9 protein-coding genes are annotated in these 8,191 nt (G+C 64.3%); 2 read left to right on the forward strand and 7 right to left on the reverse strand.

Features of this window, described 5'->3' with window-relative positions:
• From EOA23_RS28545 to thrC, 4 genes are all read right to left on the reverse strand, one after another.
• Positions 1-760: 7TM-DISM domain-containing protein (locus EOA23_RS28545; protein WP_281058770.1), on the reverse strand; the 760-nt coding region annotated here is incomplete at its 3' end.
• Between the two features lie 2 nt (positions 761-762).
• The gene (locus tag EOA23_RS28550) at positions 763-1,359 is read right to left on the reverse strand and encodes a GNAT family protein (protein WP_042641788.1); all 597 of its coding nucleotides are present in this window, start codon (positions 1,357-1,359) and stop codon (positions 763-765) included.
• Between the two features lie 16 nt (positions 1,360-1,375).
• A complete protein-coding gene (locus EOA23_RS28555) occupies positions 1,376-2,668 on the reverse strand; it encodes a pitrilysin family protein (RefSeq protein WP_126062200.1) in 1,293 nt (430 codons plus the stop codon).
• Positions 2,669-2,682: 14 nt separating this feature from the next.
• Complete coding sequence (gene thrC / locus EOA23_RS28560; protein ID WP_127306612.1) at positions 2,683-4,080, reverse strand: threonine synthase; 1,398 nt, start codon at positions 4,078-4,080, stop codon at positions 2,683-2,685.
• Positions 4,081-4,208: 128 nt separating this feature from the next.
• Between thrC and EOA23_RS28565 the strand changes: the two genes are divergently transcribed.
• Positions 4,209-4,955, forward strand: a complete 747-nt coding sequence (locus EOA23_RS28565; protein ID WP_127306613.1) for a hypothetical protein — start codon at positions 4,209-4,211, stop codon at positions 4,953-4,955.
• A 23-nt stretch (positions 4,956-4,978) separates the two neighbouring features.
• On the opposite strand, the gene EOA23_RS28570 is transcribed toward EOA23_RS28565, so the two are convergent.
• The gene (locus tag EOA23_RS28570) at positions 4,979-5,668 is read right to left on the reverse strand and encodes an HAD family phosphatase (protein ID WP_127306614.1); all 690 of its coding nucleotides are present in this window, start codon (positions 5,666-5,668) and stop codon (positions 4,979-4,981) included.
• Positions 5,669-5,898: 230 nt separating this feature from the next.
• Between EOA23_RS28570 and EOA23_RS28575 the strand changes: the two genes are divergently transcribed.
• Entirely contained in the window at positions 5,899-7,032 is a 1,134-nt protein-coding gene (locus tag EOA23_RS28575; protein ID WP_126062194.1) for a site-specific DNA-methyltransferase, read from the forward strand.
• A gap of 36 nt (positions 7,033-7,068) precedes the next feature.
• On the opposite strand, the gene EOA23_RS28580 is transcribed toward EOA23_RS28575, so the two are convergent.
• Both EOA23_RS28580 and EOA23_RS28585 read right to left on the reverse strand, forming a co-directional pair.
• Entirely contained in the window at positions 7,069-7,680 is a 612-nt protein-coding gene (locus tag EOA23_RS28580; protein ID WP_127306615.1) for an HAD family phosphatase, read from the reverse strand.
• A partial coding sequence (locus EOA23_RS28585; RefSeq protein WP_189341739.1) for an NUDIX domain-containing protein occupies positions 7,677-8,191 on the reverse strand: 515 nt, incomplete at its 5' end. The genes EOA23_RS28585 and EOA23_RS28580, both read right to left, overlap by 4 nt.

An 8,191-nucleotide genomic window follows, 5' to 3' on the forward strand; every position in this document is an offset into this window, starting at 1 on the left:
CGCTCCGCCATATCTGCTCGTTGCCGGGCGATATCTCGATGATCTTGTTGAGGAAGCCGAAGTCGACGCAGATATAGGCCAGCACCGCCCAGGCGAGCGCCGCCGTTGCCGGAAACATCGAGGTTCCCTTGACCACGAACAGGATCGTCAGGAACAGCGCCAGGAGGCCTGAGATGCCGATGACGATGCCGCGGAACAGCGTGTAGGAATTGACCGAGTCCTTGTAGGAATCCGGCTCCCAGAGATAGACCTGCGGCAGTTTCGGCGAGGCGAGCTCGGCGATGAAGGTCACCACCGTTCCGGGGTTCAGCGTCACGCGGAACACGTCGGCGTCGGGGCTTGTCTGGCGGTCGAGCGCGAAGCCCTCGCTGGGCGTGATCGCGGCGATGCGCGTCGAGCCGAGGTCGGGCCAGAAGATGCCGGAGTTCACCAGGCGGAAATGCGGCGCGACGATCAGCCGGTCGAGCTGCTGGTCGGTGGTGTTGGCCAGCGCGAAGACGGCCCAGTCGCCGCTGGAGCGGGCGTCATTGGCCTCCACCTCGATGCGCCGCACGATGCCGTCGGGGCCTGGCGCGGTCGAGACCTGGAAGTTCTCGCCCTGGTTCCGGTAGATTTGCACGGCACCGGAAAGGTCAAGCGCCTTGTCGTCGCGCGCGATCTTGATCGGCTCGACGGCGAAAGCCGGCGTGGCCGCAAAAAACGTGACGACGACCGCCAGGATAAGGGCGAACAGCGACGCTAATCGCGAAAAATTCGTCACATTCAGCCCTTCGTTCCATCACCCGGCGGATCGTCCGCGATCCGGGCGTAGAGGTAGTGATCCTGCCAGATGCCGTTGATCCTGAGATAGGATCGGAGAAGTCCTTCGCGCCGGAATCCGGCTTTTTCAAGCACGCGGATCGACCGGGCGTTTTCGGGAATACAGGCAGCCTCGATCCGGTGCAACCTCAGCGTATCGAAAGCGAAACGCGACACCAGCTTGACCGCCTCGGTCATCAGGCCGCGGCTGCCGAAGCGTTCGCCGATCCAGTAGCCGATATGGCCGCTCTGCGCGACACCGTGGCGGATGTTGCCGAGCGTGATGCCGCCGGCAAGCTTGCCGCTCGATTTTTCGAAGATGAAGAAGGCGATGGCCGTGCCCTGCGCGTAATCCTCGCGGTAGCGGCTGATGCGCAGCCGCCAGGCGGTGCGGTCGAGCTCGTCCGGCTGCCAGCGCGGCTCCCAGGGTTCGAGGAAGGCGCGGCTTTCGCCGCGCACCGTCGACCATTCGCGATAGTCGTTGGTCAGAGGCACGCGCAGCGTGACCTTTTCGCCCTTCAATGCCGGCAGGTCGCGGCGAAAGAAAGGGAGCGCGAACACGGCTCTGGAACGGAGGCTAGACGGCGAGCCGGCGGGCCGTCGTCTGCGGACCCGCAAGCGATTCGAGGATCGCCTCGTAGGGCGCAAGCGTGCCCACGGGGCCGACCGCGGTGAGCGTCGGCTTGGTCGAGAACAGCCGCGAGGAGAGATCGGTCAGCCGCTCGACGGTCAGCGCCGAAAGCCGCTCCATCAATTCCTCCTTGGCGATCGGCCGGCCGAACAGGAGCATCTGCCTGGCGATCTGAGATGCGCGGCTGGCCGGGCTTTCGGCCGACATGATGAGGCCGGCGCGATATTGCGCGCGCGCCCGGTCGAGCTCTTCCTGCTGGATGCTCTGGCCGGCCTTCTGCAACTCGTCGATGATCACCGGCACCAGCTTCGCGATGTCGCTCTGCCCGGTGGCGGCGTGCACGCCGAAGATGCCGGTGTCGGAAAAACCCCAGTGGAAGGCATAGACCGAGTAGCAGAGGCCGCGCTTCTCGCGCACTTCCTGGAACAGCCTGGACGACATGCCGCCGCCCAGGATCATCGACAGCACCTGCGAGGCGTAGAAGTCGCGCACATGATAGGCGCGGCCTTCGAAGCCGAGCACGATCTGCGCGTCCATCAGGTCACGGTCCTCGCGGAAGTCGCCGCCGACATATTGCGCGTATTGCGGGATATTGCCCGCCGCCTTGGCGCGAAAGCCGCCGAGCTTCTTCTCGACCTCGCGCACGAAATTGTCGTGCTTGATGTCGCCGGCCGCCACGAGGACCATGCGCTCGGCATCGTATTGCCGCTCGATGAAGTCGTGCAACTGTCCGGAAGTGAAGGATTTGACCGTCTCCGGCGTGCCCAGGATCGAGCGGCCGATGGTCTGATGCCGGAAGGCGGTTTCGGTGAAGCGGTCGAAGACGATGTCGTCGGGCGTGTCGTGCGCGGCGCCGATCTCCTGCAGGATCACATGCTGCTCCCGCTCCAGCTCGTCGGGATCGAATTCGGATTCCTGCAGGATGTCGGCCAGGATATCGACCGCCAGCGGTACGTCGTCGGAAAGCACCCTGGCATAATAGGAGGTCGTCTCGACGCTGGTGGCGGCGTTGATCTCGCCTCCGACATTCTCGATTTCCGAGGCGATCTGGAAGGCGCTGCGGCGCTTCGTGCCCTTGAACGCCATGTGCTCGAGCAGATGGGCCATGCCATGCTCTTCGTCGCGCTCGTTGCGGGCGCCGGACTTCACCCAGGCCCCTAGGGCAACCGATTCGATGCTTGGAAGGGTTTCGGTGGCGACTGTCAGGCCGTTCGACAGACGGCTTACCTCAACACCCATATGGCAAGTACTCCCTAACGCGCCGCCCGCGAGTGGCGGTTCACGTAATCTTCCACCATTTTCAAGTCGGATGGAAGTATCGTGTATTTTTCGTCGGCTGTCATCAAGCCGCCTAGCCATGCGGGCAGGGCAGGGGTGACGCCGCTCGCTGCCTCGACCGCGGCCGGGAATTTCGCCGGATGCGCGGTGCCGAGCACCACCATGGGCACCGGGCCGGAGGCGTGGGCGGCTGCGACATGAACGGCGGCGGCCGTGTGCGGATCGAGCAGGTAGTTGCTTTTCTCGAGCGTCGCGCGGATGGTGGCGGCGACCTCGTCCACCGTGGCGCGGCCGGCGTCGAACTCGGCGCGGATGCGCTCAAGTTCGCCTTCCTCGATGGTGAAGGCGCCGGACTGCTTCAGCCCGTTCATGTAGCGGCGCACCGTTTCGGCGTCGCGGCAAGCCGCCTCGAACAGCAGGCGCTCGAAATTCGACGACACCTGGATGTCCATCGACGGCGAGGTCGTGGCGAACACGCCCCTGGTGCGATATTCGCCGCTCGCGAGCGTGCGCGCCAGGATGTCGTTGTCGTTGGTGGCGATGATCAGCCGCTCGATCGGCAGGCCCATGCGCTTTGCGGCGTAACCGGCAAAGATGTCGCCGAAATTGCCGGTCGGCACGGTGAAGGAAACCGGCCGGTCCGGCGCGCCGAGCGACAGGGCGGACGAGAAATAATAGACGATCTGGGCCATGATGCGGGCCCAGTTGATCGAATTGACGCCCGACAGCGACACCCTGTCGCGGAAAGCGTGGTCGTTGAACATGTCCTTCACCAGGCCCTGGCAGTCGTCGAAATTGCCTTCGACCGACAGCGCATGGACGTTGGCGGTGCTCGACGTCGTCATCTGCCGCTGCTGCACCGGCGAGACCTTGCCATGCGGGAAAAGGATGAAGATGTCGGTGCGGTCGCGGCCGGCGAAGGCGTCGATCGCGGCACCCCCGGTATCGCCGGAGGTCGCGCCGACGATGGTGGCGCGTTTGCCCCGCTCGGAAAGCACGTGATCCATCAACCGCGCCAGCAACTGCATCGCCACGTCCTTGAACGCCAGCGTCGGGCCGTGGAACAGCTCGAGGATGAAGGTGTTCTTGCCGGTCTGAACCAGCGGGCAGACGGCTTCATGCCGGAAAGTCGCGTAGGCCTCGCGCACCAGCCGTTCGAAGACGGGCGCCGCGATCTCGCCGCCGAGGAAGGGCGTCAGCACACGGATGGCAAGGTCGGGATAGGCAAGCCCGCGCATGGCGCGGATGTCGGCGGGCGAAAACCGCGGCCATTCGCAGGGCACGTAAAGCCCGCCGTCGCGCGCCAGCCCGGCCAGCACCGCGTCTGAAAATCCAAGCGCGGGCGCATCGCCGCGGGTACTCACATATTGCATCGTAAAAGGCCCATTGCTGCCGCTCGCGTCATCCACGGCAATTGGTTAATTTTCCGAGCCGGCTCAGTCGCATTTTTGCCGCGCCGTTGCTATACGTCACCGGCTTTGTGAGAGGGAAGTGCAGTTTCATGGCGTTTTTATCGGTCAACCGTCGCTTTGTCGCGGGTCTGGCGCTCACCGGCTTTATGCTTGCCGCCGCCGGCTGCCAATCGAGCGACAATGGCATATTGAACCTCGGCATCGGCAAGAAACCCGATCCGACAGCTCCGATACCGCCGCAGGACCCCAAGATACTCGCCAGCCAGTTGCAGGCCTATTGCCCGAAAGTGACGCTGCGCGACGGGACAGCCTATTTTAACACCTATGCCAAGGGCGGGACGGCGAAGGCGAAGAAAAAGAAGCTCGATCCAGCGGCGCAAGCCGAGGCCGACGCGGCCGCCGCTGCCGCCCAGACCGGACCCAACGGCCAGCCGGTCGATCCTGATCACGATCCGTCGAAAATCATCTACCAGGCCTCCATTTCTGATATGACGCGCGACTGCACCCATGCCAATGGCCAGCTGTCTATGAAGATCGCGGTCGCGGGCAAGGTCGTGCCGGGTCCAATGTTCGCTCCCGGAACCGTCACGATGCCGATCCGCATCGCCGTCCAGCACGGCGACGAGGTGCTTTATTCGCAGCTCCACCAGTACCAGGTGCAGGTCGCCGATCCGTCCGCCGCAACCCAGTTCGTCTTCACCGATACCAATGTCGTGGTGCCGGAGCCTTCCGCAAAGGACTACCAGGCCTATGCGGGCTTTGACGAGAACGCGCCGGCCGCCCCAGCGGACAAGTCGAAAGGCAAGCGGAAGAAACGCGCACCGGCGACGAACTAAGCAGGGCCGGGATCGGAACGGATTTAAGCGTCTTCCGACCACTCCGACAGCGCCGCGATCGTGCTGTTGAGTTCCGCCCAGCGCCGGATGACCGTTTCGGCGCCGGCCTCGGTCAGCGCGTCGGCGTGGCCCGGATAGCTGTGCCCGGCGCCGGTGAAGCCGATCACGCGCATGCCGGCTGCCCTCGCGCCGGCGATGCCGTGCACGGAATCCTCGATGACGAAAGTGTTCTTCGGGTTGGCGCCGAGCTTTTCGGCAGCATAGAGGAACACGTCCGGCGCCGGCTTGGTCTTCTTGCTGGGGATGTCCAGCCCTGAAAAGATACGGCCAGCGAAGAACGGCAGCAGCCGCACCTTCTCCAGCATGAACTCTACCCGCTCGGTGCGTGAGTTGGAGCAGACGGCGCGCGGCGCGGTGACGGCCGCAACCGCCTCGCGGGCGCCGTCGATGATACGCACGTCGCTGCGCAGCTTGCGGTCGACCAGCTCCTCGGCGCGGTCGATCAGCGAGGCCTGGAACGGAATGTGCGACTTCTCCTCAAGCCGCAGCATGATGTCCTTGAAGGTCAGCCCGGCATAGGTCTCGGAAATCTCCTCCGCCGAAATCTCGAATCCGGCCGATGTCAGAAGCTCGGCCTCGACGCGCGCGGCGATGATTTCGGAATCGACGAGCACGCCGTCGCAATCGAAAATGACAAGATCTGGCTGGGGCATGGCAATCCGGGTCGTTGGGGGAGGAGCCTGACTGGCTTAGAGCATGATGCCGAAAAGTGTGGAGCGGTTTTCGGACGACATCATGCTCCATCTCTAAGCGGCGCGGCATACACCAACGGGCCGGCCTGCGCAAACCGCCGAGGGTCAGGCGTCGGGCCTTCACCGAATGTTTACGCTGATCGGTAACCATAACAGCCAGTAAACCGTAACGCGTTTGTTTGGGTGTTTTGATGTCTGCCGTGCGTCTTCTCGACGAGCTTTCCCACGCCCCTCTTAAGTCCGAATGGCTGGACACGATCCTCAAGGGCGATTGTGTCGCCGCCCTCGACCGCCTGCCGGAAAAGTCGGTCGACATCATCTTTGCCGACCCGCCCTACAATCTGCAGCTCGACGGCGACCTGCACCGTCCCGACCAGTCCAAGGTCGACGCTGTCGACGATGACTGGGACCAGTTCGAGAGTTTTGAAGCCTATGACGCCTTCACCCGCGCCTGGCTGCTCGCGGCGCGCCGCGTGCTGAAGCCCAGCGGCACCATCTGGGTCATCGGTTCCTACCACAACATTTTTCGCGTCGGCGCCCGCATGCAGGATCTCGGCTTCTGGATCCTCAACGACATCGTCTGGCGCAAGACCAACCCGATGCCGAATTTCCGCGGGCGCCGCTTCCAGAACGCGCATGAGACGATGATCTGGGCCTCGCGCGACCAGAAAGCCAAGGGCTACACCTTCAACTACGAAGCGCTGAAGGCGTCGAACGACGATCTGCAGATGCGCTCCGACTGGCTGTTCCCGATCTGCACCGGCGGCGAGCGCCTGAAGGACGAGAACGGCAACAAGCTGCATCCGACGCAGAAGCCGGAAGCGCTGCTTGCCCGCATCATGATGGCCTCGACCAAGCCGGGCGACGTCGTGCTCGATCCTTTCTTCGGCTCCGGCACCACCGGCGCCGTCGCCAAGCGCCTCGGCCGCCATTTCGTCGGCATCGAGCGCGAGCAGGCCTATATCGATGCCGCCAATGAGCGCATCGCCGCGGTGCGCCCGCTGGAAAACGCCGATTTGACAGTGCTTTCGGGCAAGCGCGCCGAACCGCGCGTCGCCTTCATCAGCCTGATCGACAACGGCCTTGTCGCGCCGGGTGCCACGCTCTACGACGCCAAGAAGCGCTGGGCGGCGAAAGTGCGCGCCGACGGCACGTTGGCGATAGGCGACAGCGCCGGCTCGATCCACAAGATAGGCGCCGAGGTGCAGGGGCTGGATGCCTGCAACGGCTGGACCTTCTGGCATTATGAGCGAAGCGGCGGCCTGACCCCGATCGACGAGCTGCGCCGCATCGCGCGGCTCGGCATGGAGCGGGCAGGAGCCTGAATCAACACTTCAACGGATCGCCGCAAGCGATTCAGTTCAGGCCACAATCCCGAGCCGCTCAAGGTCCGCTTTAAGCGTCGGGGCGTCGGTGAACAGCACCGCCTGCCAGCCGGCGGCCTTGGCGCCGTCGACATTCTTCTGGCTGTCGTCGATGAACAGCGACGCCGAGGGATCGAGTTCGAACGACGCGACGTGATGGTCGTAGATCGCGCGGTCCGGCTTGATCAGGCCGATGTCGCCGGAGACGGTGACGCCCCGCGGCTTTTCCAGGAACGGAAAACGGGCGCGCGCCTCGCGGAATGTGTCGGAGGCCCAGTTGGTGAGCAGCGTCACGTCGTGGCCGTCATCGATCAGGTCCTCCAGAAGCGCGACGCTGTCTTCATAGGCGTGCGGCGCCATCTCGTGCCAGTAGCGGCGGAAATTGCGGATGTTCTCTGCATGGCCGGGATGCTCGGCGATCAGCAGCGCCTCGGCTTCTTCCCAGGTCCGGCCGCGATCCTGCTCGAGATTCCATGCGCTGGTGCAGACATTGTCGAAGAACCATTTCCGCTCCCCGGCATCCGGGATCAGGCGGCTGAACGGGATGTCCGGATCGTAATGGACCAGCACCTTGCCGATGTCGAAGACGATATGGCGGATTTCGGTCATTGCATGTCTTTCGGTCTCTTGGTCGCGCCCGGTATCGCCGCTTCGATTGCCTTTTTCATGACAGTCGGCAGCGCTTCCCCGGAAATCTCATGGGCCAGCGACCAGAAATGTCCGGACGGCGCATCGTCGTTAATGCGGGCGTGGAAGATTTCGAGCTCGAGCGCGAAATGCGTGAAGACATGGCCGATCTGCCCGGCGCGCCGCCAATCGGCCGGAAAGGGCGCGGCGTCGGCTGTCGTGGCGCCGTCGATCCGCGCCGTCCAGCCCGTGGTCGGCACCTCGGTCATGCCGCCGAGCAGGCCCTTTTCCGGCCGCTTGCGCATCAGGATGGCGCCGTCGGCGCGCTCGGCGACGAAGGCAGCGCCCCTGCGCAGCGGCTTGTCGTCCTTCGGCAGGCGGACCGGAAAACGCTCGGGATCGCCACTGAGAATGGCGCTGCAATCCTCGCGGACCGGGCAGAGCATGCAGCGCGGCCGCTTCGGCGTGCAGATCGTCGCGCCAAGATCCATCA

It is taken from the genome of Mesorhizobium sp. M2A.F.Ca.ET.042.01.1.1, assembly GCF_003997405.1.
GTDB lineage: Bacteria > Pseudomonadota > Alphaproteobacteria > Rhizobiales > Rhizobiaceae > Mesorhizobium.

Bases quoted from the DNA above. Each gene is read 5' to 3' on its own strand.
- EOA23_RS28555 (WP_126062200.1), bottom strand. From the start codon at position 2,668: ATGGGTGTTGAGGTAAGCCGTCTGTCGAACGGCCTGACAGTCGCCACC.
- thrC (WP_127306612.1), bottom strand. From the start codon at position 4,080: ATGCAATATGTGAGTACCCGCGGCGATGCGCCCGCGCTTGGATTTTCA.
- EOA23_RS28565 (WP_127306613.1), top strand. From the start codon at position 4,209: ATGGCGTTTTTATCGGTCAACCGTCGCTTTGTCGCGGGTCTGGCGCTC.
- EOA23_RS28570 (WP_127306614.1), bottom strand. From the start codon at position 5,668: ATGCCCCAGCCAGATCTTGTCATTTTCGATTGCGACGGCGTGCTCGTC.
- EOA23_RS28575 (WP_126062194.1), top strand. From the start codon at position 5,899: ATGTCTGCCGTGCGTCTTCTCGACGAGCTTTCCCACGCCCCTCTTAAG.
- EOA23_RS28580 (WP_127306615.1), bottom strand. From the start codon at position 7,680: ATGACCGAAATCCGCCATATCGTCTTCGACATCGGCAAGGTGCTGGTC.